The following is a 24,119-nucleotide window of genomic DNA, read 5'->3' as shown; positions in this document are numbered from 1 at the left end:
GCGCGGGGCGGAGGGCGTCGGCGTCAGTGCTTGGTGCCGACTCCGCCGAACATGGCCACGTCCTCGACCCCGGGTGCCGTCTCCGTGCGCCAGCGGTTGCACGAGACCACTCCGGGTTCGAGGAGCTCCAGGCCCTCGAAGAAACGCGCCACCTGCTCGGGCGTGCGCTGCGTCAGCTTGGGCGTGCCGTTCTCGTTCCAGAACGCCACCGCCTCGTCCACGTCGGGCATCTCCGGGCTGGTGATCGTGTGCGAGAGGACCAGGTGGCTGCCGGTCGGCAGTGCGTCGAGCAGGCGGCGCACGATGCCGTACGCCTCGGAGTCGTCGTCGATGAAGATGACGACTCCGAGCAGCATCAGCGCGACCGGCTGGTCGAAGTCCAGGGTCTTGGCGGCGTGTTCGAGGATCGCGTCGACGTTGCGCAGGTCCTCGTCGAGGTAGTCGGTCCTGCCCTCGGGGGTGCTGGTGAGGAGGGCGCGCGCGTGGGTGAGGACCAGCGGGTCGTTGTCGACGTAGACGACGCGGGTCTCGGGGGCGATCCGCTGGGCGACCTCGTGGGTGTTGTCGGCGGTCGGCAGCCCGGTGCCGATGTCGAGGAACTGCCGGATCCCGCACTCGGTGACCAGGTGGCTCACGGCGCGCCCGAGGAACTGCCGGTCGGCCAGCGCGTACGCGCCGATGCCGGGGTGCAGTGTGCGGATCTGGTCCCCGGCGGCCTGGTCGACGGGGTAGTTGTCCTTGCCGCCGAGCCAGTAGTTCCAGATACGGGCCGTGTGAGGCTGCGTGGTGTTGATCCTGCTGTCGGCCATGTGCGCGGTCGCCTCCGAGTCCGTCGTCGATCAATCGGCAGCGTACTCGGGTGACTTGGGGCGTGTCCGGGCAGGCCTGACCGGCCTCAGAGGATCACGTGCGGCAGGAATCTCGCGTACTCGTCCGTGATCAGGCCCGCCGACTCCCGGATGCCGAGCCCCGCCGCCTCGTTCTCGACGACCCACGCACCCAGCACCACACGGTTGCCGTCGAAGTCGGGCAGGGGCGCCAACTCCTGGTAGCAGCAGGCGTCCTCGCGTACGAGAGGTTCGGCGCCCGGCGGGTGGACCGTGACTCCGGCGCCTTCGCGGCCGAGGAGGGGCTTGGCGACGTAACCGCGTTCGGCGGCGAGCTCCCGGGGGCCGTCCAGATAGGCGGGCAGGAGGTTGGGGTGGCCGGGGTAGAGCTCCCAGAGCACCGCGAGCAGCGCCTTGTTGGAGAGCAGCATCTTCCAGGCGGGCTCGATCCACAGGGTGGAGCCGGTGCCACCGCCGTTGTCCAGGGTCTCCAGGACGTGCGGGGCGAAGCGGTCCGTGGTCAGCCACTCCCACGGATAGAGCTTGAAGCAACTGCGGATGAAGCCGAGCTTCTTGTCGACGAAGCGCCGCGAGAGCCGGTCCCAGCCGATGTCCTCCATGGAGATCGCCTCGGTGTCGAGACCGGCCTGCTGCGCGGTCTCGCGCAGATACGCGACCGTCATCAGATCCTCGCCGAGTTCGTCGCCCGCGGAGTGCGCGAAGTACAGCGGACCGCCGGGCGGAAGCAGCGACGCCTGCTTCTTCCAGGCGTCCACGAGGCGCTCGTGGAGGGAGTTCCACTGGTCGGCGCCCGGGAAGCACTCCTCCATCCAGAACCACTGCGGGCTCGCGGCCTCGACCAGCGAGGTGGGGGTGTCGGCGTTGTACTCCAGCATCTTGGCCGGGCCGCCCCTGCCGTCGTAATGCAGGTCGAACCGGCCGTAGAGAGACGGGAGTTCGGCGCGTCGACGCCATGCCTCGGTGACCGCGTCCGCCACTCGGGGGTCCGTGATGCCGAGATCGGCGAGGCGGTCGTGCGTGACGATGTGCTCGGCCGCCGCGAGGCACATCGCGTGCAGTTCCTCGACGACCTCCTCCAGGGCCTCGACCTCGGGGAGCGTGAACGTGTAGTAGGCGGACTCGTCCCAGTAGGGGCGGAGCGAGTCGTCGGGGTAGCGGGTCAGCGGGTAGATGAGCCCCTGGTCCTCGACCGTCTGCTGCCAGCCGGGGCGGGGGGTGATGGTGCGGCGTTCCATGGCCTCGGGTCTCGGGTCGCGGGACTTGAGTAACAGGCGGCGGGCCTTGTGCAGCGGGGCGCGGGCCCCACTCGCTTCCGGGTCAGCCGCCGCCGCTGCCGCTGCCCGAGCAGCCGAAGCCGTCGCGGTCGACCGCTTCGCTGCGGCTGAAGGTGCCGTAGTCGGCGCGGCGGCCGTCGATGTCCGCGTCGTAGTACCAGTCGGCGTCCATGCGACCGGATTTGCCGGTGCCGGTGCCGTACGAACTGCCGCTGCTGTTGCGTCCCTTGCCGTATGAGGAGGACGAGGACGAATTAGCCCCGCTCTTGCAGTTCTTGTCGGCGACGATCTTGTAGCCGGTGAGGACGTCGTAGCTGTCGCGGTCCACGCACCGCCTGTCCGGCTCCGAACCGCATGAGGTCAGGGCCGCCGCGAGGACGCCCATCCCGCCGAGTACGACCGTGCTGGAACGCAGCTTTCGCCGCGGGGCCTTCCGCTCTTCCGCCTGCTGCGCCTGCCGCTGCGTCTGCTGCGCCGTCTCCTGGTGCGTCCGCTGCTGCGTCTGCTGTTCCGGTGCCATCTGTGCTTCCGCTCCCCCGTTGCCGTACGTGATCGGCGATCAGCGTAGGTAAGGGTCGCCGCGTCGCGCCAACCGGCTCAGCCGAATCCCCCTCCTCTACAGTCACTTCGTGTCTCTTGGGATGATTTGCGCGCTCGGTTCAGCGGTCTGCTTCGGTACGGCCTCCGTCTTCCAGGCCATCGCCGCCCGCGCCACGGCGCCGGGAACGGGCTCCGGGGTCGACCCCGCGCTGCTGCTGCGCGCGGTGAAGCAGTGGCGGTACGTCGTGGGGCTCGGGCTCGACGGGCTCGGGTTCCTGTTGCAGATCGTGGCGCTGCGCTCCATCCCGATCTACGCCGTCGGTGCGGCGCTCGCCGCGAGCCTCGCCGTCACGGCGGTGGTGGCCTCGCGGATGCTGCGGGTGCGGTTGAGCGGCGTGGAGTGGGCAGCGGTGGGTGTGGTGTGCGCGGGGCTCGCGATGCTGGGGCTCGCGTCGGGGGACGAGGGGGAGAGCGCCGGGTCGACGACTCTGCGGTTCGTGCTGCTGGGCGTGGCGGTGGGGGTGCTGCTGCTCGGCGTGGTGGCCGGGCGGCTGCCGGGGCGAGGGCGGGCGCCGGCCCTGGGGTTCGGGGCCGGGCTCGGGTTCGGGGTGGTGGAGGTGGCGGTGCGGCTCATCGACGACGTCTCGCCGGGGGCGTTGGTCCGCAATCCGGCTGCGTACGCCTTGCTGGTGGGCGGCGGTGCGGCGTTCCTGCTGCTGACGTCCGCGTTGCAGCGGGGCTCGGTGACGACCGCCACGGCGGGCATGGTGATCGGGGAGACGGTCGGGCCCGCGGTGGTGGGGGTGGTGTGGCTCGGGGATCGGACGCGTGACGGCATGGAGTGGGTGGCGGTGCTGGGGTTCGTGGTCGCTGTGGCGGGGGCGTTGGCCCTGGCGCGGTTCGGGGAGGCGGCTACTCCTGCGGAGAGCCTGGCGGGGGAAGCGGCCCCCGGGGTGGGCGGGCCTGGGGGTGGGGCTCGGTAGGGCTGACCCTGCGGGGCTTTCCCCCCCATCCCACCCCTTCCCGAAACCAAAGGGCTCCGCCCCCTGGGCCCCCTGAGCCCCCGAAGGGGATGGTCTCAAACACCGGCCGGGCTGGATTTCTACGGCAACACCCTGCACAACGCCTCCAGCGCCCCCGCCCACCCATGGTCAGCCGGCGTTCCGTACCCCACCACCAGCGCGTCCCGCTCCGGAGGGCGGGCCGCAGGGTGGCGGAAGCTGGACAGGCCCTGCAGCGCGAGGCGTTGCCAGCTCGCCGCCTGGACCACCGTCCGTTCCGTTCCCGGCGGGAGTTCGAGGACCGCGTGCAGCCCCGCCGCGATCCCGGTGGCCCGTACCTCCGGCGCCTGAGCGGCCAGCGCCGCGACCAGTTGGTCCCGTCGGCGGCGGTAGCGCAGCCGCGCGCCCCGCACATGGCGGTCGTACGCACCCGACGTGATGAACTCCGCGAGCGTCAGCTGGTCGAGCGCCCCGCAGGCCCATTCCGCGCCCCCCTTCGCCTCGACGACCTCGGCGGCGATCGGCTCGGGCAGCACCATCCAGCCGAGGCGGAGGCCGGGCGCCAGGGACTTGCTGGCCGTGCCGAGGTAGACCACGCGGTCGGGGTCGAGCCCCTGGAGCGCGCCCACCGGCTGCCGGTCGTAGCGGAACTCCCCGTCGTAGTCGTCCTCCAGGATCAGGCCGCCCTCGCGCCGCGCCCAGTCGACGGCTTCCGCCCGCCGGTCGGGGTGCAGCGGGATGCCCGTCGGGAACTGGTGGGCGGGCGTGAGGAGCGCCACCTTGGCCGGCCGGGGACCCGCCCCCAACTCGGCGGTGGACGTGCCCAATTCGTCGAAGGGCAGCGGCCTGGTCCGCAGCCCGGCCCGTTCGAGCAGATCCCAGTGCACGTCCAAGCCGTACGACTCGACCGTGACCTCCCGCAGGCCGCGGGCCCGCAGCACGCCTCCCAGCAGGCTCAGGCCCTGCGCGAACCCGGCGCAGATGACGATGCGGTCCGGGTCCGCGTGTACGCCGCGCGCCCGGGAGAGGTAGTCGGCGAGGGCGGTGCGCAGCTCGACGCGGCCGCGCGGGTCGCCGTAGCCGAGCGCGTCGTTCGGGGCGGTGGCCATGGCCCGGCGCGCGGCCTTGAGCCAGGCGGCGCGCGGGAACGCCGAGAGGTCGGGGGTGCCCGGCATCAGGTCGTACGTCGGGCCGCCCGCCGCCCTGCGGCGCGGTGCGGGTTCCGCGGGGCGCGGCACGGAGCGTTCGGCGACGCGGGTGCCCGAGCCCTGGCGTGCGGTGAGCCAGCCTTCGGCGACTAGGTCCGCGTACGCGTCGGCGACGGTGTTGCGGGCGATGCCCAGGTCGACGGCGAGGGAACGGGAGGAGGGCAGGCGGGTGCCGGGAGCGAGCCTGCCGCCGCGCACCGCCTCGCGCAGGGCGTCCGTGAGGCCCTTGCGTACACCGGAGCGCGTCGCCTCTCCCCCGGTCTCCAGGTGGAGGTCGACGCCCAGAGTGGCCCATCGAGTGGCCCACGATTCTTCCATGGAAATGGACCATACCCGTGGGCTAATCCCGCCGTACGGTCGATGTCATGACGACGAACGAGAACACCCCCGCACAGCCCCCCGCACAGCCGCAGGCCAAGGAATACCTTCACGAGCACACCCCCCGTCTCGACTGGCACGCCAAGGCCCCCGAAGTCTTCAAGGCGATGGTCCGGCTCGACGCGGCAGCCCGTAAGGGCGTCGACCCGGTGATCCTTGAGCTGGTCAAGATCAGGGCCTCGCAGATCAACCACTGCGCGCTCTGCGTCGACATGCACAGCAAGGACGCCCTCGCGGCGGGCGAGAGCGTGGAGCGGATCATCCAGCTCAGCGCGTGGGAGGAGTCGCAGCACTTCTACACGGCGAAGGAGGTCGCCGCGATCGAGCTGACGGAGGCGATCACCGTCCTGACGGACGGGTTCGTGCCGGACGCGGTGTACGACAAGGCGGCGGCCCTCTTCGAGGAGGAGGAGCTGACGCAGTTGATCGCCGCGATCACGGTGATCAACGCGTGGAACCGTTTCGGTGTCTCGACGCGGCAGGTCCCGGGCCACTACAAGGCCGGGGACCACAAGTGAGCGTTCGGACCAGCCGCGCTCGGACCAGCCACGCTCGGACCACCCACCTCGACCAGGGCGTCGCGGGCGCGTTGTCCGCGCTGAGCGCGGCCGCCAAGAAGGGGCTCGGCGACCCGGTGCTCGCCGAGCTGGTGATGGTCCGGGCCTCGCAGATCAACGCGTGTGCGTTCTGCCTCGACATGCATGTGGACATCGCCGTGAAGAACGGCGAGACGGCCATTGGGGCCTCCCCTGCTCGAGCGGAGTCGAGAGCTTGGGGAAGGATCGCTCTTCTCAACGCGTGGGCGGAGGCGGGCGAGCTGTTCAGCGAGCGCGAGCGGGCCGCTCTCGCGCTGACCGAGGCGGTCACCGTCCTGACGGACGGGTTCGTCCCCGACGAGGTGTACGAGGCGGCCGCCAAGCACTTCGGCGAGACCGAACTCGCCCATCTCATCGGGGTGATCACCGTCATCAACAGCTGGAACCGGATGATGGTCAGCCGCCGCGTCGAGCCGGGCGGGTACGCGCCGTGAGCCTGGTGGACGGACGGCTTCCGTGACGGTGCCGGGGGTGTCCTTCGCGAAGGACACCCCCGGCACCGTCATCGTCACAGAAGCGCGTTCAGCGACGACGTCACTTCTTCGGGAGCCACTTCTCCCACGTCGCCTTGTTGTCCTTGATCCACTTCTCGGCCGCGGCCTCGCCGGACATCTTGTCCTTGGCGATCGACATGGCGACCTCGTTCTGCTCCTCGGTCGTCCACTTGAAGTTCTTCAGGAACTCCGCGGCGTCGCCGCCGTCCTTGGCGAAGTCGGCGTTGAAGTACTTCTGCAGCGGGGTGTTGGCGTAGCCGCACTTGGTCTTGGTCTCGGGCTCGTTGCAGCCCTCCTCGAACGGCGGGAGCTTCACCTCGACCATGTCCATGTCGGCGTTCGCCCACAGGGGCTCCCACCAGTAGCTGATGAAGGGCTCCTTGGCGGCGTACTTGCGCTGGATCTCCTTGATCTGCGCGGCCTCGTTGCCGGTGTCCTTGATCTTGAAGTTCAGCTTGTGGTTCTTGATCAGGTACTCGTCGTACGTGGTGTACGAGGGCGCCGCGCCGATGAACTCGCCCTTGTCGCCGCTGCGGTTGCTCTTGAAGTCCTTGGCGAACTTGTTGAGGTTCTTGTAGTCCAGGATCTCCGGGTGCTTGTCCGCGTAGTACTTCGGCACGTACCAGCCGATGTGCCCGGTGACGCCCAGGTCGCCGCCCTTGACGACCGTCTTCTTCTGGTCGATGTAGAGCTTCTGCTTCTTGGGCTGGCCGTCCCAGTCCTCCAGGATCGCGTCGGCCTTGCCGTTGTTCAGGGCGTCCCAGGCGATCGGCTCGTCGAGCTGCTGGAGTTCGACCTTCTTGACGCCGACCTCGTCCTCGAGGAGCTTCTTGGCGACCTCGGCGTTGGCGCGCGCGCCGACCCACGAGGGGACCGTGATGGTGACCTCGTCGGCACCGCCGGAGGACTTCGTGTCGGCGGCGCCACAGGCGCTGAGCGCCACCATGGACGCGGCGCCGAGACCGGCGAGGATCGAAGTGCGTATCCGCTTGCTGTAGTTCACGAGATTGTTCCCTTACGTAGCAGGAGAGCGAGGTCCGGAAGCGTACGTCAGCGCAGTGTGCGTGCCTTGACGTCGGCGCCGGGCTGGGAGATGCGGTCGAGGAGCAGACCGAGGCAGACGATCGCGATACCGGCTGTCAGACCGAGACCGAGGTCGCCCTTGGTGAGGCCCCTGACCACGTCCACGCCGAGCGCGCCGCCGCCGATCATGCCGCCGATGACGACCATGGAGAGGACGAGGACGACGCCCTGGTTGAGGGCGACGAGAAGCGCGGGCCTGGCCAGCGGGAGCTGGACCTGCCAGAGCTGCTGGCCGGTGGAGGCGCCGAGCGAGCGGGCCGCCTCCAGGGCGGAGGGGTCGATCTGGCGGATGCCCTGGGCCGTGATGCGGATGACGGCGGGCAGCGCGTAGATGACCGAGGCCACCGCGGCGGCCGCGGGGTTGGAGCCGAACAGCGCGATCATCGGGATGAGATAGATGAACGCCGGCAGGGTCTGCATGGTGTCGAGCACCGGCCGGATGCCGCGCTCCACCCAGGAGACCCGGGCCGCGAGCACACCGATGGCGAAGCCCAGGATCAGCGTGACGACCAGGGCGGCGATCACCTGCGAGAGGGTGTCCATCGAGCGGTTCCACAGCCCCATCGCGCCGATCGCGGCGAGCGCGAGCACGACGGTGACCGCCGCGCGCCAGCGGCCCGCGAGGTAGGCGAGGACACCGGCCACCAGGATCACCGCCCACCACGGGGTGGCGAGCAGGGCGTCGAACAGCGGGTTGATGCCGTAGTCGATGAAGGCGTTCGCCCAGGTGAGCGTGCCGCCGATGACCGGGATGCCGGAGCCGAGCTCGCGCTCGATCCAGCCGACGGCCTCGTTGATCGGCTGGGAGATGGAGACGACCCAGTTCTCCGGCCACTCCGTACGGCCGAGCGCCTGGCCGAGCACGGCGGCGCCCGCCACCACGGCGGCCATGACGGCCCACAGGACGCGCGTCGCGAAGGCGCTGCGCGCGGGCGACGCGTCGTCGACGCGTTCGCCGAACCCGGCGGTCGTGCGGTCGAGCCAGACGGCGATCAGCACGATGGCGATGCCGGCCGGTACGGCGAGGCCCACGTCGAGGGTGGAGATCGCGGTGAAGATCGGGTCGCCGAGACCGCCGGCGCCGACGACCGTGGCGAGCACGACCATCGACAGACACATCATGATCGTCTGGTTGAGGCCGAGCAGCATCGGCTTGCGGGCCAGCGGAAGGCGGGCCGTCCACAGCCGCTGCCAGGCGCTGGCGCCAAGCGACTGGGAGGCCTCGAGGGCAGCCGCGTCGGCGCCGCGCAGGCCGAGCGAGGTGAGCCTGGCCATCGGCGGGGCGGCGTAGATGACGGTCGCCATGAAGACGGCCGGGGTGCCGACGTCGAACATCAAGACGAACGGCAGCAGGTACGAGAAGGCCGGAAGCACCTGCATGGTGTCGAAGACCGGCCGCAGAATGCGTTCGGCACGGTCCGAGAGCCCGGCCGCGAGGCCGAGCAGCACACCGACGAGACCCGCGACGGCCACGCAGACGACCATCAGGGCGAGGGTCTCCATCGCCTCTTCCCACACGTCGAGCACGCCGATCACGGCGAACGTGCCGAACGCGATGCCCGCGAGGGCCAGTGCGCGGCGGCGCAGATTCGCCCCGCCCGCGTACCAGGAGATGAGCACCGCGGCGACGGTCACCCCGATGAAGCCGAGGCCCTCCAGAGCGCTGAGCACGCCGTCCACCGCGGATTCCGAGGTGTTGCTGATGTGCAGCAGGAAGTACAGGAAGATCGGGTGGGTGTCGCGGTTCTGCGCCATCCAGGTGTTGACGTCGTCGAGCGGCGAGCGCACGTCGAAGGTCAGGTCGGACGGCCAGGCGCCGTTGGCGGTGACGGCCGCCGAGACGACCGCGACCAGCAGGGCGCAGAGCACCAGGATCGCCTTGGGGTTGCGCAGGAACGCGGCCAGCGGGCCGGGTCCTTCGGCGGGCGGGCCCGGCGGGGACACGCCCTGCGTCTTGTCGATGACGGTCGTCGGGGCCGCGCTCATACGGCTGCCACCGCCTTGTCCCGGGGATCACTGTCGAGGCCCGCGACCACGGCGAGGAGCTGCTCGTGGTCGACGATGCCGAGGGTGCGTCCGTTGTCCACGACACGGCAGTACGCGCCGCTGCGGGCCACGGCCTCGATCGCGTCGACGACCAGTGTGTCCGGACCGATCGCGGCGCCGGACTCGGCCTCGTCGCCCTCGGCGGGGCGCATCGCGCGGCGCACGGTGATGACCTGCTCGCGCGACACGTCCTGGACGAAGTCGCGGACGTAGTCGTCGGCCGGGTTGGCGACGATCTCCTCGGGGGTGCCGAGCTGCACGATGGCGCCGTCCCGCATCAGCATGATGCGGTCGCCGAGGCGCAGCGCCTCGCTCAGGTCGTGGGTGATGAAGACCATCGTGCGGCCCTCTTCGCGGTGCAGGCGGATGACCTCTTCCTGCATGTCTCGCCTGATCAGCGGGTCGAGCGCGCTGAACGGCTCGTCGAAGAGCAGGACTTCGGGGTCGACGGCGAGGGCGCGGGCCAGACCGACGCGCTGCTGCTGGCCGCCGGAGAGCTGGGTGGGGCGGCGCTCCTCCATGCCTTCGAGGCCGACCTTGGCGACGACCTCCAGGGCCTTGGCGCGGCGCTCGGCCTTGCCGACACCCTGGATCTCCAGGCCGTAGGCGACGTTGTCCAGTACCGTGCGGTGCGGCAGCAGGCCGAAGTTCTGGAAGACCATCGCGGCCTTGTGGCGGCGCAGTTCGCGCAGCTGGTTCTTGTCCATGCCGAGCACGTCCTGCCCGTCCATGGATATGGAACCGCTGGTCGGCTCGATGAGCCGGGTCAGGGTGCGCACGAGGGTCGACTTGCCCGAGCCGGAGAGGCCCATGACGACGAAGACCTCGCCGCGCTTGACGTCGAAGCTGACGTCCCGCACGGCCGCGGTGCAGCCGGTGCGCTCCCGCAGCTCGGCGGCGGAGAGACCCGCGTACTCCTCGTTGCCCGGGATGCTCTTGGCCTTGGACCCGAAGACCTTCCACAGGTCACGGACCGCGAACACGGTCGCGGCCTCGCCGGAGGCGGGCGTCTCGGGGGCCGGCGTCTTGTCAGTGGTGGTGGTCATCGGACATCACTCCCGGTCAGCAGTTCCGCGCACTTTTCCCCGACCATGAGCACTCCGATCATCGGGTTCACGGCAGGCATCGTCGGGAAGACGGATGCGTCCGCGATTCGGATTCCCTCGAGACCCCGGATCCGCAGCTCCGGGTCGACCACAGCAAGTTCATCAGCGGAAGCTCCCATTCGGCAGGTTCCCGCCGGGTGGTACACGGTGTGCGCCGCCTTGCGCACGAGCTCGCTGATCTCGGCGTCGTCCGTGACGTCCGGGCCCGGGAAGACCTCGCGCTTGAGCCACTTGGCGAAGGGCTCGGCCTGCGCGATCCTGCGGGCCAGCTTGATGCCGTCGACGAGGGTCTGGCCGTCGTAGTCGACGCCGTCCTCGTCGTACTCGAAGTACTTGAAGTCGAGGGCGGGCTTCACCTCGGGGTCGGCGGACGTCAGGTAGACGCGGCCGCGCGCACGGGACTTGGGGATGTTAGGCGTCATCGAGACGCCGTGCTCCGGGCGTTCGTAGCCCAGGCGCTCCGGGTTGTCCGTGAACGGGATCTGGTAGAAGTGGAACATCAGGTCAGGGCCCTTGTGGTCCGGGTCCCGCTTGACGAAGAGGCCCGCGTCGGAGTCCATCGCGGAGTTGCCGGGGATCGGCCCGTTCGTCTCCCAGACGATGACCGACTCGGGGTGGTCCAGGAGGTTCTCGCCGACGCCGGGGAGGTCGTGCGTGACGGGGATGCCGAGCGCTTCGAGGTCCTTGGCGGGGCCGATGCCTGAGTGCATGAGCAGGCGCGGCGTGTCGATCGCGCCCGCGCAGACGAGCACCTCGCGGCGGGCGGTGAGCAGCTGCGCCTCGCCGTCCTTCGTACGGATGTGGACACCGTGCGCGGTCTTGCCCTCCAGCTCCAGCTTGGTCGCCCAGGTCTCCAGGAACAGGTGGAGGCCCGGGCGGTCACCGGCCTCCATGTGGGGGTGGAGGTAGGCGACTGAGGCGGAGGAACGCTTGTTGTTCTCCGGGTGGTACGAGAGGTCGAAGAAGCCGACGCCCTCGTCGAAGGGCTTGTCGTTGAAGCCGACGACCTCGGGGACGCCGAGTGCGGTCTTGGTCGCCTCGACCCAGTCGGTGGCGATCTGGTTCTGGTCCTTCTTGGCGACGCGCACGATGTTGTTGCGCAGCTTGCCGAAGAAGGGGTCCATCGCCTTGGCGTTCCAGCCGGTGGCGCCCGCCTCTTCCCACTCGTCCCAGTCGGACGGCAGCGGCTTGAAGGAGATCAGGGTGTTGTGCGACGAGCAGCCGCCGAGGACCTTGGCGCGGCTGTGCAGGATGTGCGAGTTGCCGCGCGGCTGCTCGGTGGTGGTGTAGCCGTAGTCGAGGTCGCCGCCGAGCAGGCCGAGCCAGCGGCGCAGCGTGAGGACGTCCTCGCGGTCGATGTCGCTGGGGCCGCCCTCGATGACGGCGACGGTGACTCCCGGGTCCTCGGTGAGCCGGGACGCGATCACCGACCCTGCGGTACCGCCACCGACGATGACGTAGTCGTACTCAGTGGTCTCAGCCATGCGTGCTGCTCCTCTTCCTGCGAGGTGTGATGCAAGGTGCTTGCGCGTATAGAGCGGGGGGCGCTCGGACGTACGGATACAGATACGTGCGCGGGGGCGGGACTGCCGCCCCCGCGCACGCCTGGTGAGTCGGGCCTCAGCCCGCGAACCAGCGGACCGGCCGCGGGGCGAGGTTCTGGTAGATGTGCTTGGACTCGCGGTACTCGGCGAGTCCGGCGGGTCCGAGCTCGCGCCCTACGCCGCTCTTGCCGAAGCCACCCCACTCCGCCTGCGGAAGGTAGGGGTGGAAGTCGTTGATCCAGACGGTGCCGTGGCGCAGGCGGCGGGCCATGCGGCGGCCGAGGCCGGGGTCGTTGGTCCAGACGGCACCCGCGAGACCGTACTCGGTGTCGTTGGCGAGCGCGACCGCCTCGTCCTCGGTGCGGAAGGTCTCGACGGTCAGGACCGGGCCGAAGACCTCCTCGCGCACGACGCGCATCTCGCGGTGGCACTGGTCCAGGACGGTCGGCTCGTAGAAGTAGCCGGTCGCGGGGCGCACTTCGCTGGGCTCGGGGCGCTTGCCGCCGCAGCGCAGGACGGCGCCCTCCTCCAGTGCCGACGCGACGTACATCTCGGTCTTCTCGCGCTGCTGCTGCGAGACGAGCGGGCCGCACTCGACGCCGTCCTCGGTGCCGCGGCCGAGCTTGATGCGGCTCGCGCGGCGGGCGAGTTCGGCGACGAAGCGCTCGCGCACCGACTCCTCGATGATGAGGCGGCCACCTGCCGAGCAGACCTGCCCGCTGTGGATGAAGGCGGCGTTGAGTGCCTGGTCGACGGCGGTGTCGAAGCCTTCTTCGGTGGCGCAGGCGTCGGCGAAGACGACGTTCGGGTTCTTGCCGCCGAGTTCGAGGGCGACCTTCTTGACGCCGAGGGCCGCGGCCTGGGCGACCTTGGTGCCGGAGACGAGGCCGCCGGTGAAGGAGACCAGGTCGACGTCCGGGTGGTCGGACAGACGCGCGCCGACGGTGTGGCCGGGGCCGGTCACGATGTTGGCGACGCCGGCCGGGAGGCCCGCCTCGACGAGCAGCTCGATCAGCGCGACCGTCGTCAGCGGAGTGACCTCACTCGGCTTGATGACGAAGGTGTTGCCCGCGGCGAGCGCGGGGGCGATCTTCCAGCTTGCCTGGAGGAGCGGGTAGTTCCAGGGCGTGATCATCGTGCAGACGCCGACGGGCTCGTGCACGACGACGCTGTGGATGTCGTCGGAACCGGCGTCGACCACGCGGCCCGCACCCTCGCCGATCACCAGATCGGCGAAGTAGCGGAAGGCGTCGGCGACGCAGTCGACGTCGACGCGGCCCTCCTCGACGGTCTTGCCCGCGTCGCGGCTCTCCAGGAGCCCGATCTTCTCGCGGTCGCGTACGAGGAGGTCTGCCACGCGGCGCAGCAGCGCGGCCCGTTCGGCGACGGGTGTGGCCGGCCACGGTCCGTTGTCGAAGGCCTCGCGGGCGGCGGCGATGGCCGCGTCGGTGTCCTCGGTGCCGCCCTCGGCGATCGTCGCGAACGGCTTGGCATCCGCGGGGTCGAGGATCTCGCGCGTGGCGCCGGAGAGGGCGTTACGCCACTCTCCGCCCACATGGATGGTCTGTTGTGCGGACACGTCCCGTTTGCCTTCCATTCCTGTCATACGCCCCGCCTGTCACTCGCGGTAGCCGGGGGCACATGCCCCGAGGCGGAGAAACCATGCGCATTACATAACCGAAAGTGCGCTGTGTCACTGCGCGTGCAGGCAGCTGGGGCAATACGTCCGCGTGAAGGGGCATTTGGGAACAGAGGTGGCGCTATGGTCCACTACGCGTCGATGTCGTCGAGGTCCGCGGGCTCGTCCTGCACGGCGAGTCCCGCCACCCACAGGGGCATTAGCCAGTGCACGACGAACGCGGTGAAGAGGACGGGGAAGAGCAGCCCCTCGACGTCCCATCCCTGGTACGCGGCGATGCCCGCGCCCACGGCGGCAGCCAGGAGCAGCCACAGCATGATCTGCCGGGCCCGTGCGGCGACCCGCACCCGCTCCGCGCGCTGCCGCTCGTCGAGGGCGCGTTCGCGCAGTTCGAGCAGGCCGCGCGTGGCGCCGTTGATCACGCCGGTGGCGACGCACCACGGCAGCAGCAGCCCGAGCATCGTCCACATCGCCCAGCGTTGGTCGCCGACGACCGTGAGCAGCCAGGCCGCGACGCTCGCCGCCGTCAGCGCGATGTGGGCGCCGACCGCAAGCCGCCTTCGCGTGGCGGTGGCGTACATCGGCGCCGCCTCGCGCCGGTTCATGAGCGCGAACATCCGCCGGTCGTAGCCGGTCATCCGCCGGGTCCCCGTCTCCCCTGCCTGCTGGCCCGTCATCCCTGACTCCTCCCGTAGACCTCGTCCGTGAGCGGGCGGAACGGCTCGAGGGAGAACAGCGCCTCCACCGGCAGTCCGAAGAACGCCGCGATCTTCAGCGCCAGGTCGAGGCTCGGGTTGTACTGCCCGCGCTCGATGTAGCCGATGGTCTGGTAGTGGACCCCCACCGCCTCGGCCAGGCTCTGGCGCGACACCTTCCGCTCCGCGCGCACCATCGCCAACCTGTTGTGCACTTGCTCGCTCATGTATAAGAAGTACTACATTGGTGAGCAGGTTGGCAACGGCCGATGGTTGTTTGTGATCAAGGAGCGGGACAGATCTCGTCCGGCGGACAGAACCACGACAGGGCGGTGGCCAGGAACTTCTCCTCGTCGTCCCTGCCGTCCGCGTCGGAGCCGTACACCGCGAGGGCGTACAGCTCGCCGTCCACCGACTCGAAGCGATGGTCGATGACGTGCCACTTGCCGATGTCCGGCTCGCCCTTGAACTCGTCGGCCACGTAATCGAGCCGGGCGGCCGGGCGGCCTTCTTCGTCCCTGCGCTCCAGCGGCGCGAGCTGCTCGAAGCCGGCGGGCATCGACGTCTGGTCCAGCCAGGTCCGCAGCGAGTCGTACGGCGACGGCTCGCTCACCCGGTACACCTGCAGCCGCCGGTCGCCCTTCGGGCTGCGGTAGTTGACGACGTTGAAATCCTCGGTCGGTTCGACCAGTTGACGGACCCAGCCCCGCGGCACCGCGAGCCGGAAGCCCTCCTCGTCGAACACCTCCTCGTACGGAGCCGGCGGCACGCCCGCGGGGGACGGCACCGCCGTATCCCCCTCGCCCTTGGCGTCCGCGCTCTGCGAGGGCCGCTCGATCACCGCGAGGTATCCCGTGGGCCGCGGCTCGTCCTTCCAGCCGAGCGCCCAGCCCCCGAAGCCCAGCCCGCACGCGGCGAGCAGCGCCACGACGCCCCGCAGCGCCTTGCCCTGACGCACCGCGTCCCGGTCGTGGAGCGCGGCGATCCGCTGCTCCTGCTCGTGGCCGACCCACTCCTGGCGGTCCGCGTCGAAGATCCGCACCGCTCGTCCCTCAGCCCGTGACCTGGGCGATCGCCTGGAGCACCGCCGTCACGGAGGCGGCCGTCGCGGCGGCGGCGCCGTACTGCTCGAGGCGCGTACGGAGCCTGCCGAGCAGGCCGCCGTCACTGCGGCCAACGCGGCTGATCTCCCCCTCCACCTCGCCCAGTTCGGCGTCGAGCACGTCGTCCTCGGCCGTACGCCCGGCGGCCTGGCGCAGCTCCCCGCGCAAGGCCCGGACCTGGGCGAGCAGATGCTGCTGAGCCGGATCGGACACCACCACCGTCTGGTTGGTGGACTCGGCCTTGCCATGCGCACCGAAGGCCTGCGAGCCGCCGGTGATCGACCCGATCTGGACGTGCGCACCGCCGCCGGTGTCCCCGTCGCCGCTCATGCCGTGCTCCCCTCGGTCGTGTGCGTGGCCTGGCCGTGGGAGCCCGTGGCGAGGGCGCCGCCGGACATCTCCGTGATGTAGACCCCGCTGTTGTTGATCTGCGTGATGTGCTGTTCCAGGCGGTCCGTGCGGAAGCCGCCGGCCCGCAGCGCGTCCCGGACGCCCTCGCCGATGCGGTCCTGGAGGGTGCGGGTGTAGCGGGCGACGTCCATCTCCTGGAAGAGCGAGAGGTCGTCGGTGCTCGCCAGCTGTCGCAGCGAGACCAGCGGTGCGTCGGGCGGCGCCTGCACGGGGCGCCCGATGCCGAGCCAGGAGCACGCGGACCGCAGGGCGCGCGCGGCCCGCGGCGTGGGCGCCTCCCCCTCGGAGGGCTCGGGCTGCGCGAGCCAGAGCCGGAACGAGGGCACGAGCGAGGGCAGGGTGCGCAGGGCGGCGATGCCGATCGCCACGCCGACCGCGGGACCGTCGACGCAGGCCCGCAGGGCGTCATGGACGGGGCCTTCCGGCTCACTGGCCACGATGGTGTCGACCTCGCGGAACGCGGGGACGATCGGCCCGAGCACGTGCGGCACCACTTCGAGGACCAGCATGCCGCCCTGGGTGTGCACCCTCACCAGGAGCGAGACGACGACCTGTTCGTTCCAGGCGCCGACCCGGATGCGCAGGAAGTGGCGCCGCGCCTCCCCGCCCTCACCGGCCGCCCGCTCGATGTGCCGGGCCGCCTGCCCGGCGTCGTAGAGCCCCGCGGTCTCGTACCCCTGCCCGGTGTAGAGCTGCTCGTCGCGGCCCGCGCCCGCGGGGAGGTAGACGAACTCCTCGATCTCCAGGTCCCGCAGCCGGTCCACGCTGGTGGCCGCGGCGGACCTGCGCAGGTCCTTCAGGCGGGGCTCGATCATCTTGATGACCTCGCGGGCGGCCAGCGGCTCGTACGCCCGCTGGGGCGGCACCCCGCCGTCCGGCTTCTTCTCGGCGGCGCGCCGCAGTTCCAGGACGACCGACCACGGTTTGCGGGGTTTTCCCGCGCCCACGAAGGGGCGGTTGGCGTCGTAGAGCGTGACCGGGGCGTTCTGCTCTCGGTGGATGCAGTCGGCGATGCGGGAGAACCGGCGTGGGATGCGCGGCTGTTCGGTCTCGGCGAAGGTCTGCCGGGCGAGCTGGGTGCGCAGGGTCCGCTTGCGCAGGAACTGGTGACGCCACACCACGGCCGCGACGAGCAGCGGGAAGATCACGGGATACGGGGTGTCCGTGATCATGGTGATCGCGAAGTACGCGTACGCGGCCGCGCACCACCACGCGAAGGCGGTCACCAGCCAGCCGATCCGGCGCCGCAGCCATGCCAGCGGTGGCGGGAGTTCCATCTGCCGCAGCGTTCCGCCGTCCGCGCCGCGGCCCGAGATCACCCGGGCCAGCCACAGCAGCAGGACCACCACGGCGTACGCGATCGCCCAGCCGCCCGGCACGAAGGCGCCGAACGTGCCGTCGGGGCCCGTGTCCACGAGGTCGTCCGGGTCGAAGGCCAGCAGCGCGAGATCGGCCCCGGAGACACCCGACTCACCGCCCCGGGAGTCTTCGAGCTCATCCCAGATCATCACCGCGTCGGTGACGAGGAACCCGATCCACACGGCCGCGAGAAGCAGCGCGGTGAACAGTTCCTCGCGCCGGGCGCGCAGCGCGTGCGCGAGCACCGGAAGAACGTCGGCACCGAGCGGCGGCGCCACGGGGCGCTCCGCGTGACCGACGAGTTCGGAGACGACCCGTCTGCGGAACACCGCGTCCAGGTGGACGCCGGCACACAGCAGTCTGGTGGCCTCGGTGTTACCTGCCATGGCCAACTCCGTCTGGATAAAGCGGAATTGGAGCGTAACGGAGCGTGCACGCAGGGGCCACAGAAAGGTGATTATGCCCCTCGAATAAGTGAATTCCGGCCGGATGCGCCTGGCCCCGGACGCACCACGCCCCCGGAAGCCGATCGAGCGGCCGCCGGGGGCGTGGCAGGGCGTACTAGATGAGGCCGAGGCCGCGAACCGCCTCGCGCTCCTCGGTGAGCTCCTTGACGGACGCGTCGATGCGCGTGCGCGAGAACTCGTTGATCTCCAGGCCCTGGACGATCTCGTACTTGCCGTCCTTGGTGGTGACGGGGAAGGAGGAGATGAGGCCCTCCGGAACGCCGTACGAACCGTCCGAGGGGATGCCCATGGAGGTCCAGTCACCGGCGGCCGTGCCGTTCACCCACGTGTGGACGTGGTCGATGGCGGCGTTGGCGGCGGAGGCGGCGGAGGACGCGCCACGGGCCTCGATGATCGCGGCGCCGCGCTTGGCGACGGTCGGGATGAAGTCGTCGGCGAGCCAGGCCTGGTCGCTCACGACGTCCGCGGCGTTCTTGCCGGCGATCTCCGCGTGGAAGATGTCGGGGTACTGGGTGGCCGAGTGGTTGCCCCAGATGGTGAGGCGCTTGATGTCGGAGACCGGGGCGCCGGTCTTCTTCGACAGCTGCGACAGCGCGCGGTTGTGGTCCAGGCGGGTCATCGCGGTGAAGCGCTCGGCCGGTACGTCCGGGGCGGCGGCCTGCGCGATGAGCGCGTTGGTGTTGGCCGGGTTGCCCACGACGAGGACCTTGATGTCGTCCGCGGCGTTGTCGTTGATCGCCTTGCCCTGCGGCTTGAAGATGCCGCCGTTGGCGGAGAGCAGGTCGCCGCGCTCCATGCCCTTGGTGCGGGGGCGGGCGCCGACGAGCAGGGCGACGTTGGCGCCGTCGAAGGCGACGTTCGGGTCGTCGCTGATCTCGATGGAGTTCAGCAGCGGGAAGGCGCAGTCGTCGAGCTCCATGGCGGTGCCCTCGGCGGCCTTCAGGGCCGGAGTGATCTCCAGGAGGCGAAGGTTGACCGGCACGTCCGCGCCGAGCAGGTGGCCGGAGGCGATGCGGAAGAGCAGCGCGTAGCCGATCTGGCCGGCCGCGCCGGTGACGGTGACATTCACGGGAGTGCGGGTCATGGCGATCTCCGTAAGACAGCAGGCGGTGGGGGTCCCTGCCCCTTGTGCGGGGTCCCCTTGTGCTGGATCCCCACCGACGCCCTCGATGATCGATCTCTTGGCATCAAGAGAGATCCGCCGCTCAGGCTATCGCGCCCCGCCGACCCCCGAACCCCGGGAGGGTGTGGCCCACCCCACAAAGATCCACCCTTGCTGTTCAAGCGTGATTCTCCGCCGGGAAACAGCGGCTCGACGGCCCCTGAAAAATTTCTCGTGAATCGACAGGCATGTTGTGCGTAGGTCAGGGCACACGCACCAGTACCCCCACGGGAGTGGTCACACCCCCAGGCGGCCGCCACGCTCCCCCCCCCTGTGTTGGCGGCCGCCACCTCCCGGTGGTCACTCCCGAGCACGACACCGGCCGCACCTCTTCAGGTGCGGCCGGTTCGTTGTGCCCACTGCTTCGTGCGGTGCTTTGTGCAGCGCTTTGTCCAGTGTGTCCGCTACTTCGTGCAGCCGGTCTGGCCGGCCTTGAGGGTCGCGCACGCCTCCGCCGACGCACCGTCCTTGACGGCCACCATCGGCGTGTAGGCGTCGAAGTCCGCGTTCACGGTGCCGTTCTGCTTGGCGCCGTCGCCGCTGATCGTGACCTTGTCGCCAGGAGCCGCCTGGGTGATGCGCGCCCACGCCGCCCCGCACGTCTTGCTGTAGCGGACCTCGATCAGGGCCTTGCCCACCGTCGCGCGTGTCGTCGTGGTGGCCAGCTCGCCGCCGCAGCCCATGGTCTCGGGGTCCTTGCCGGTGCAGTCCTTGCCGCTGCACTCGACACCCGCGGGCAGGTCCTTGTCGCTCGTGCTCGGCGAGGCCGGCGGCTTGGCGCCTTCGTTGCCCTTGTCGTCCTTGCCGAAGTCGGTCAGGAAGACGGCGGCGGCTATGACGACCAGCGCCCCGACGACGCCCGCCAGGAACATCGTCAGCTTCCTGCGCCGCCGCTGCCGGTCGGGCGAGTCACCGCCACGGCCCGGCTGAGCCGGGCCGGGGGGTGCAGTGACGCCGCCCCCGCCCACGTACGACGGGGCTTGCGGAGGCACCACCGGCGAGACACCCGCGGGGCCCGCGACCCCGGTGACGCTCCCGCCCGGACGGCCGGGGCGGTCGGCGGAGTCGACACCGGTGCCGACTCCGGCACCGGCGGCACCGCCGCGCGCCGCGCCGCCGGTCCCCTTGCCCTTGCTCTTGCCGTTGGGCGGGTTCGGGCCCAGCTCGCCGAGCGCGGCCCGCGCCTGGGAGATCCGGATCGCCTGCATGGTCATGTCGTGCCGCATCTCGGAGCGGCTCCAGGCGCGCTCGGCGAGCTCCCACATGGTGATGAGGTGCACCGGGTTGGTGCCCGTCACCTCGGCAAGCGCGACGATCGCACCCTTCGGGGCGAGCAGCCGCCCGTTCAGATACCGCTCCCACGACGTCTTGCTGTACCCGGTGCGGTCCGACACCGCGGCAATGCTGAGACCACTGCGGTCGACGAGCCTGCGCAGCTGACTGGCGAACTCCCTGACCTGCGGATCCAGCTCATCCGGTAGTGCCTTCCAACGAGGCATTACTCCCCCTCATCCCCCCGTACGTGCCAACGTGCCCCCGCGCGTGGTTCCCCCCGCTCTGCCCATGAGGCAGCCCCCGCCGCTCCCGCCATGGGCTACCCAGAGGGATGCCAAAAGTCAGGATGTCAGTTCCCGGACCGGGGGCGTACGGGAGCGTTCGGGCCACTGGCGTGCACCGTCGCACTCCGTGCGGTCCGGCGTCCAGTGTCCCATCGCTGTCCCGGTCCACGATGCGGAACCCCTGGTAGCCGCTTGGGATGTCCCAAACCATCCCGATTGCACTGGTTGACCCTTTTGCGAATCGCCTCGGGGAGGAAGCATCGGAGACGTCAACGCATCACCTAGGGGGAACACATGCGCATCAGCAAGGGCAGGCCGAAGCGGCTGCTCGGCGCGGCGGTAGCCGTGACGGCGGGGGCGGCGATCGCGCTGGGCGGGACCGCGTCGCTCGCGCAGGCCAGCGGGCCACACGTCGTCGACGGCAAGGGCTCCGCGCACAACGACTGGGGCGACGAGGGCACGCTGTCCCGCCACAGCCACGCGAACAGCAACGCGACCCGCCTCTGGCAGAGCGTCCTGTACGCGGACGGGGCCAAGTGGAAGGACGCCAACGGCAAGCGGCACACCTTCAAGAAGTGGGACATCGACGGCAGCTTCGGCCGTAAGACCGAGTCGGCCACCAAGTACTGGCAGCAGCGCGAGGACGTGGAGGACGTCGACGGCATCGTCGGCAAGGAGACGTTCGGCGTCGCGGACGACTTCCTGAACGGTCCGGGCGGCGGCGGTCACGTCACCTACAGCGGCTACCAGCACGACGTCGGCTTCAAGCGCCTCTCCGGCACGTACTACGTGAAGATCGACGGCAAGTGGAAGAAGGCCGCGTACAACTGGCGCGGCTGAACCCGGGTTCCGCACCCGCACCCCCGCTCAGGGCCGCCGGCGACGGCGGCCCTACCGCATGAGGAAGCGCATCAGCCCCTCGAACAGCACCATGAGGACGAGGAAGGCGGTGACGCCGACGGTGGAGCGCCATGTCCACGCCGAGCGGGCGCGCGAAGGCCGCTGTGATGCGCGCGGCCCAGCGGATGCCGTCCGGGCCACGTCCTCGCCCGGCTTTCTCAGGACGACGCCCGGGGCGGATCTCGCGTCGGAGAGCGCCGCGCCCCGCGGCCACACGCGCACCGCCAACTCCCAGCGCGCGCAGTACCGTTCACTGTCCACGCCCGCCACCCGGCACAGCGCCGCGACCGCCTGCCGGGGCGGCGGCTGCCGTGCGTTGAGGTAGCGCTGCCAGGAGGACTTGCTGTAGGCCGTCTCCTCGCCGAGCGCGACCAGGCTCAGGCCGGTGCGGTCCTTGAGCAGCCGTAGCTGTTCCACGAAGTGCCGTACCTCCGGCGGGAGTGCCTCCGGAAGCGGCTGCCAGGCAGCACTCATGCCTCACCCCCAGCATGTGCCCGGTTTGCGCCCAGTTTTCCCCCATGACGGGCGGGCGACCCGAAGTGGTTCCCTCCGCGCCCCGTCGCGCCCCGTCGCGCCCTGTCGCTCTCCGTCGCACTGCGTCGCACCCTGTTGCGGGCTGGGAACAGCGTTGCGGAATGGTCACCTCCGTGCCACAGGGGCAAGGCATCCCTTGAACGGAATTGGCCGGGGCATGACGCTGGTTCCCGTTGGAACGGCCCCCCACAGACCGGCGGCGCCCGTCCTCCCACGGGGGTGAGGACGGGCGCCGTCCCCTGTTCGCGGCGGCAGGGGGAGTTCTCGGGGCCGTCCCTCAGCGACCGCCGCCGCCCGGCGTGACGAGGCCCGTCTCGTAGGCCACCACCACCGCCTGCGCCCTGCTGTCCAGGTCGAGTTTGGACATCGTGCGGTTGAGGTGGGTCTTGACGGTGGCCTCGCTGATGTAGAGGCGGTCGGCGATGTCCGCGTTGGACAGACCCGTGGCGATCAGCTTCAGGACCTCGACCTCGCGCAGGGTCAGCGCCCGCAGGTCCGGCGGCGGCTCGGCGCAGTCGTCGGACGCGGCCCCGGCCTGCCGGGCGAAGGCCTCGACGAGCCGGCAGGTCACACTGGGCGCGAAGAGCGCGTCGCCGCCTCCGACGGCGGCCACCGCGGCGAGCAGGCGTTCGGGCCCGGAGTCCTTGAGCAGGAAGCCCGAAGCCCCGGCCCGCAGCGCCCCGTACACGTACTCGTCGAGATCGAACGTGGTCAGCACCAGGACGCGCGGCGCCGGTTCGGGCGCCTCGGCGAGGATCTTCTCGGTGGCCACGATGCCGCTCATGCCGGGCATGCGGATGTCCATCAGGATCACGTCGGGCCGCGTCGTCGCGGCGAGCGCGACGGCTTCCGCCCCGTCTCCCGCCTCACCGACGACCTCGATGCCGGGCGCGGCACGCAGCAGCCCCACCAGCCCGGCCCGGATGAGGAACTGGTCGTCGACCACGAGCACCCTGGTCATTTAAGTCGCGTCGTCCCCCTGCGGTGCGGCCTGCGCGGAGGTCGGCAGGGTCAGTCGCACGGCGAACCCTCCCTCGCTCCGCGGGCCGATGCTGATCGTCCCGCCGTAGAGCTTGGCCCGCTCCCGCATCCCAATCAACCCATGGCCGCTTCCTGTGCCCACTCTGTCCGGAATCACCCCCTCCCCGTCATTGGTGACCGAAACCGTCACGTGCTGCGGCCGATAGCGGAGTTCGACCACCGTCGCGGCGCCGTGCGCGTGCTTCAGTACGTTGGTCAGCGCCTCCTGGACCACGCGGTACGCGCAGAGTTCGACCCCGGGGGCGAGCTGTCGCGGGGTCCCCTCGACGCGCAGTTCCACGTCGACTCCTCCGGCCCGGACGCGCTCGACCATCTCGCCGAGCCGCGCGAGCCCCGGCATCGGGGCGTCGGGCGCGCCGTCGTCCTCCTCCCGCGCGCGCAGCACCCGCAGCATGCGGCGCAGTTCCTCAAGCGCCTCGCCGCTGGTGCCGGAGATGGTGGAGAGCGCGGCGTGGGCGGTGGCCGGGTCCGAGGCGAAGACGAACTTCGCGAGGCCCGCCTGCACGGATATCACCGACATGTGGTGGGCGACGACGTCGTGCAACTCCCGTGCGATGCGCCCGCGTTCCTCGGCGACCTCGCGCCGCGCGCGCTCGTCCTGCTCGCGCTTCAGCTGGCGGGCCAGTTCGGCGGACCGGCGCGCGACGTGTCCGAACCGCCAGATCACCACGGGGAAACCGATGGCCTGTCCGACCACGGAGGCCATGGCCGCGCCTTCGCTCACCATGCCGGAGTAGATCCAGACGGCGCTCATCAGGGCGGCGCACGGCAGGGAGGTGCGCGGAGGCCGCAGGGCGGCGACCGTGTAGACGGCGAGCATGGGGCCGAAGGTGTTCACCACGGGCCAGTAGCCGGCGGTGACGTACACGATCCACGCCAGGTGCACGGCGAGCAGGACGATGAGCGGAGCCTTGCTCCGGGCGGCGATCGGCACGTTGACCAGGGCCACCAACAGGTAGCCCCACGCGTCGAGTTCGGGCCACCCCTGCCGCGCCGACTCCTGCCCGAGGAGTACGGCGACCGTGGTCAGGGCGACCGCGATCGACGTATCGGCGACGAGGGGGCGGATCCGCATCGCCGCAGCGTAGCCGGGTGCGGGCACCGCAACGTCAAACTACGGCGGTACCGCGG

At 70.6% G+C, this 24,119-nt stretch carries 23 protein-coding genes; 4 read left to right on the top strand and 19 right to left on the bottom strand.

Annotated features, from left to right (window positions below; translation table 11 throughout):
* Positions 1 to 23: 23 nt before the first annotated feature.
* The 3 genes from ACWFRU_RS14995 to ACWFRU_RS14985 form a co-directional block, all read right to left on the bottom strand.
* A complete protein-coding gene (locus ACWFRU_RS14995) occupies positions 24 to 809 on the bottom strand; it encodes an SAM-dependent methyltransferase (RefSeq protein ID WP_453686979.1) in 786 nt (261 codons plus the stop codon).
* 86 nt (positions 810 to 895) lie between these two features.
* Positions 896 to 2,083: a glutathionylspermidine synthase family protein gene (locus tag ACWFRU_RS14990; RefSeq protein WP_453686977.1), complete on the bottom strand. Its 1,188-nt coding sequence runs from the start codon at positions 2,081 to 2,083 to the stop codon at positions 896 to 898.
* Between the two features lie 82 nt (positions 2,084 to 2,165).
* Positions 2,166 to 2,507, bottom strand: a complete 342-nt coding sequence (locus ACWFRU_RS14985) for a hypothetical protein (RefSeq protein WP_453687588.1) — start codon at positions 2,505 to 2,507, stop codon at positions 2,166 to 2,168.
* A gap of 256 nt (positions 2,508 to 2,763) precedes the next feature.
* Between ACWFRU_RS14985 and ACWFRU_RS14980 the strand changes: the two genes are divergently transcribed.
* Complete coding sequence (locus tag ACWFRU_RS14980; protein ID WP_453687586.1) at positions 2,764 to 3,645, top strand: hypothetical protein; 882 nt, start codon at positions 2,764 to 2,766, stop codon at positions 3,643 to 3,645.
* A 119-nt stretch (positions 3,646 to 3,764) separates the two neighbouring features.
* Here the strand turns inward: ACWFRU_RS14980 and pdxR are convergent, their stop codons facing one another.
* Positions 3,765 to 5,189 (bottom strand): MocR-like pyridoxine biosynthesis transcription factor PdxR, encoded by a 1,425-nt coding sequence (gene pdxR / locus ACWFRU_RS14975; protein ID WP_453686975.1) that lies wholly within the window; start codon positions 5,187 to 5,189, stop codon positions 3,765 to 3,767.
* Between the two features lie 47 nt (positions 5,190 to 5,236).
* Here pdxR and ACWFRU_RS14970 point away from each other — a divergent pair, with 47 nt between their 5' ends.
* Together ACWFRU_RS14970 and ACWFRU_RS14965 are read left to right on the top strand one after the other, a co-directional pair.
* Positions 5,237 to 5,767, top strand: coding sequence for a carboxymuconolactone decarboxylase family protein (locus tag ACWFRU_RS14970; RefSeq protein ID WP_453686973.1), 531 nt, complete (start codon positions 5,237 to 5,239; stop codon positions 5,765 to 5,767).
* Positions 5,764 to 6,279 (top strand): carboxymuconolactone decarboxylase family protein, encoded by a 516-nt coding sequence (locus ACWFRU_RS14965; protein WP_453686971.1) that lies wholly within the window; start codon positions 5,764 to 5,766, stop codon positions 6,277 to 6,279. Before ACWFRU_RS14970 ends, ACWFRU_RS14965 begins: the two co-directional genes overlap by 4 nt.
* A gap of 100 nt (positions 6,280 to 6,379) precedes the next feature.
* Here ACWFRU_RS14965 and ACWFRU_RS14960 read toward each other — a convergent pair whose 3' ends face one another.
* The 12 genes from ACWFRU_RS14960 to ACWFRU_RS14905 all read right to left on the bottom strand — a co-directional run bounded on the left by ACWFRU_RS14960 (position 6,380) and on the right by ACWFRU_RS14905 (position 20,453).
* Positions 6,380 to 7,342, bottom strand: a complete 963-nt coding sequence (locus ACWFRU_RS14960; RefSeq protein WP_453686970.1) for a glycine betaine ABC transporter substrate-binding protein — start codon at positions 7,340 to 7,342, stop codon at positions 6,380 to 6,382.
* A gap of 47 nt (positions 7,343 to 7,389) precedes the next feature.
* Positions 7,390 to 9,408 carry an ABC transporter permease gene (locus ACWFRU_RS14955; RefSeq protein WP_453686968.1) on the bottom strand — a complete coding sequence of 673 codons (2,019 nt, stop codon included), beginning with the start codon at positions 9,406 to 9,408 and terminating at the stop codon, positions 7,390 to 7,392.
* The gene (locus ACWFRU_RS14950) at positions 9,405 to 10,514 is read right to left on the bottom strand and encodes a quaternary amine ABC transporter ATP-binding protein (RefSeq protein ID WP_453686967.1); all 1,110 of its coding nucleotides are present in this window, start codon (positions 10,512 to 10,514) and stop codon (positions 9,405 to 9,407) included. The genes ACWFRU_RS14955 and ACWFRU_RS14950 overlap by 4 nt, the downstream gene beginning before the upstream one ends.
* The gene (locus tag ACWFRU_RS14945) at positions 10,511 to 12,058 is read right to left on the bottom strand and encodes a GMC family oxidoreductase (protein ID WP_453686966.1); all 1,548 of its coding nucleotides are present in this window, start codon (positions 12,056 to 12,058) and stop codon (positions 10,511 to 10,513) included. The genes ACWFRU_RS14950 and ACWFRU_RS14945 overlap by 4 nt, the downstream gene beginning before the upstream one ends.
* A gap of 136 nt (positions 12,059 to 12,194) precedes the next feature.
* Positions 12,195 to 13,715: an aldehyde dehydrogenase family protein gene (locus ACWFRU_RS14940; protein WP_453687584.1), complete on the bottom strand. Its 1,521-nt coding sequence runs from the start codon at positions 13,713 to 13,715 to the stop codon at positions 12,195 to 12,197.
* Between the two features lie 173 nt (positions 13,716 to 13,888).
* Entirely contained in the window at positions 13,889 to 14,434 is a 546-nt protein-coding gene (locus ACWFRU_RS14935) for a hypothetical protein (protein WP_453686964.1), read from the bottom strand.
* A complete protein-coding gene (locus ACWFRU_RS14930; RefSeq protein ID WP_249588240.1) occupies positions 14,431 to 14,679 on the bottom strand; it encodes a helix-turn-helix transcriptional regulator in 249 nt (82 codons plus the stop codon). Before ACWFRU_RS14930 ends, ACWFRU_RS14935 begins: the two co-directional genes overlap by 4 nt.
* 56 nt (positions 14,680 to 14,735) lie before the next feature.
* The gene (locus ACWFRU_RS14925) at positions 14,736 to 15,494 is read right to left on the bottom strand and encodes a hypothetical protein (protein WP_453686962.1); all 759 of its coding nucleotides are present in this window, start codon (positions 15,492 to 15,494) and stop codon (positions 14,736 to 14,738) included.
* Between the two features lie 10 nt (positions 15,495 to 15,504).
* The gene (locus ACWFRU_RS14920; RefSeq protein ID WP_453686960.1) at positions 15,505 to 15,885 is read right to left on the bottom strand and encodes a hypothetical protein; all 381 of its coding nucleotides are present in this window, start codon (positions 15,883 to 15,885) and stop codon (positions 15,505 to 15,507) included.
* Positions 15,882 to 17,711, bottom strand: coding sequence for a hypothetical protein (locus ACWFRU_RS14915; RefSeq protein WP_453686958.1), 1,830 nt, complete (start codon positions 17,709 to 17,711; stop codon positions 15,882 to 15,884). The genes ACWFRU_RS14920 and ACWFRU_RS14915 overlap by 4 nt, the downstream gene beginning before the upstream one ends.
* 175 nt (positions 17,712 to 17,886) lie before the next feature.
* Positions 17,887 to 18,876 (bottom strand): malate dehydrogenase, encoded by a 990-nt coding sequence (locus ACWFRU_RS14910; protein ID WP_363208804.1) that lies wholly within the window; start codon positions 18,874 to 18,876, stop codon positions 17,887 to 17,889.
* Positions 18,877 to 19,358: 482 nt separating this feature from the next.
* Positions 19,359 to 20,453, bottom strand: coding sequence for an XRE family transcriptional regulator (locus tag ACWFRU_RS14905; protein WP_453686956.1), 1,095 nt, complete (start codon positions 20,451 to 20,453; stop codon positions 19,359 to 19,361).
* Positions 20,454 to 20,807: 354 nt separating this feature from the next.
* Between ACWFRU_RS14905 and ACWFRU_RS14900 the strand changes: the two genes are divergently transcribed.
* A complete protein-coding gene (locus ACWFRU_RS14900) occupies positions 20,808 to 21,353 on the top strand; it encodes a peptidoglycan-binding domain-containing protein (protein WP_453686954.1) in 546 nt (181 codons plus the stop codon).
* Between the two features lie 51 nt (positions 21,354 to 21,404).
* On the opposite strand, the gene ACWFRU_RS14895 is transcribed toward ACWFRU_RS14900, so the two are convergent.
* The 3 genes from ACWFRU_RS14895 to ACWFRU_RS14885 form a co-directional block, all read right to left on the bottom strand.
* Positions 21,405 to 21,887 (bottom strand): helix-turn-helix domain-containing protein, encoded by a 483-nt coding sequence (locus ACWFRU_RS14895; RefSeq protein WP_453686952.1) that lies wholly within the window; start codon positions 21,885 to 21,887, stop codon positions 21,405 to 21,407.
* A gap of 337 nt (positions 21,888 to 22,224) precedes the next feature.
* A complete protein-coding gene (locus tag ACWFRU_RS14890; RefSeq protein ID WP_453686950.1) occupies positions 22,225 to 22,908 on the bottom strand; it encodes a response regulator in 684 nt (227 codons plus the stop codon).
* Entirely contained in the window at positions 22,909 to 24,063 is a 1,155-nt protein-coding gene (locus ACWFRU_RS14885) for a sensor histidine kinase (RefSeq protein ID WP_453686948.1), read from the bottom strand.
* Positions 24,064 to 24,119 lie beyond the last annotated feature (56 nt).

The sequence above is a fragment of the Streptomyces sp. NPDC055099 genome, from assembly GCF_053607685.1.
Note: the sequence above shows the minus strand (reverse complement) of the source record. Positions and strands in the feature narration are given on the sequence as shown.

Bases quoted from the DNA above. Each gene is read 5' to 3' on its own strand.
- ACWFRU_RS14920 (WP_453686960.1), bottom strand. From the start codon at position 15,885: ATGAGCGGCGACGGGGACACCGGCGGCGGTGCGCACGTCCAGATCGGG.
- ACWFRU_RS14990 (WP_453686977.1), bottom strand. From the start codon at position 2,083: ATGGAACGCCGCACCATCACCCCCCGCCCCGGCTGGCAGCAGACGGTC.
- ACWFRU_RS14980 (WP_453687586.1), top strand. From the start codon at position 2,764: ATGATTTGCGCGCTCGGTTCAGCGGTCTGCTTCGGTACGGCCTCCGTC.
- ACWFRU_RS14985 (WP_453687588.1), bottom strand. From the start codon at position 2,507: ATGGGCGTCCTCGCGGCGGCCCTGACCTCATGCGGTTCGGAGCCGGAC.
- ACWFRU_RS14950 (WP_453686967.1), bottom strand. From the start codon at position 10,514: ATGACCACCACCACTGACAAGACGCCGGCCCCCGAGACGCCCGCCTCC.
- ACWFRU_RS14890 (WP_453686950.1), bottom strand. From the start codon at position 22,908: ATGACCAGGGTGCTCGTGGTCGACGACCAGTTCCTCATCCGGGCCGGG.
- ACWFRU_RS14945 (WP_453686966.1), bottom strand. From the start codon at position 12,058: ATGGCTGAGACCACTGAGTACGACTACGTCATCGTCGGTGGCGGTACC.
- ACWFRU_RS14930 (WP_249588240.1), bottom strand. From the start codon at position 14,679: ATGAGCGAGCAAGTGCACAACAGGTTGGCGATGGTGCGCGCGGAGCGG.
- ACWFRU_RS14905 (WP_453686956.1), bottom strand. From the start codon at position 20,453: ATGCCTCGTTGGAAGGCACTACCGGATGAGCTGGATCCGCAGGTCAGG.
- ACWFRU_RS14900 (WP_453686954.1), top strand. From the start codon at position 20,808: ATGCGCATCAGCAAGGGCAGGCCGAAGCGGCTGCTCGGCGCGGCGGTA.
- ACWFRU_RS14915 (WP_453686958.1), bottom strand. From the start codon at position 17,711: ATGGCAGGTAACACCGAGGCCACCAGACTGCTGTGTGCCGGCGTCCAC.
- ACWFRU_RS14955 (WP_453686968.1), bottom strand. From the start codon at position 9,408: ATGAGCGCGGCCCCGACGACCGTCATCGACAAGACGCAGGGCGTGTCC.
- ACWFRU_RS14885 (WP_453686948.1), bottom strand. From the start codon at position 24,063: ATGCGGATCCGCCCCCTCGTCGCCGATACGTCGATCGCGGTCGCCCTG.
- pdxR (WP_453686975.1), bottom strand. From the start codon at position 5,189: ATGGAAGAATCGTGGGCCACTCGATGGGCCACTCTGGGCGTCGACCTC.
- ACWFRU_RS14910 (WP_363208804.1), bottom strand. From the start codon at position 18,876: ATGACCCGCACTCCCGTGAATGTCACCGTCACCGGCGCGGCCGGCCAG.
- ACWFRU_RS14940 (WP_453687584.1), bottom strand. From the start codon at position 13,715: ATGGAAGGCAAACGGGACGTGTCCGCACAACAGACCATCCATGTGGGC.
- ACWFRU_RS14970 (WP_453686973.1), top strand. From the start codon at position 5,237: ATGACGACGAACGAGAACACCCCCGCACAGCCCCCCGCACAGCCGCAG.
- ACWFRU_RS14995 (WP_453686979.1), bottom strand. From the start codon at position 809: ATGGCCGACAGCAGGATCAACACCACGCAGCCTCACACGGCCCGTATC.
- ACWFRU_RS14895 (WP_453686952.1), bottom strand. From the start codon at position 21,887: ATGAGTGCTGCCTGGCAGCCGCTTCCGGAGGCACTCCCGCCGGAGGTA.
- ACWFRU_RS14935 (WP_453686964.1), bottom strand. From the start codon at position 14,434: ATGACGGGCCAGCAGGCAGGGGAGACGGGGACCCGGCGGATGACCGGC.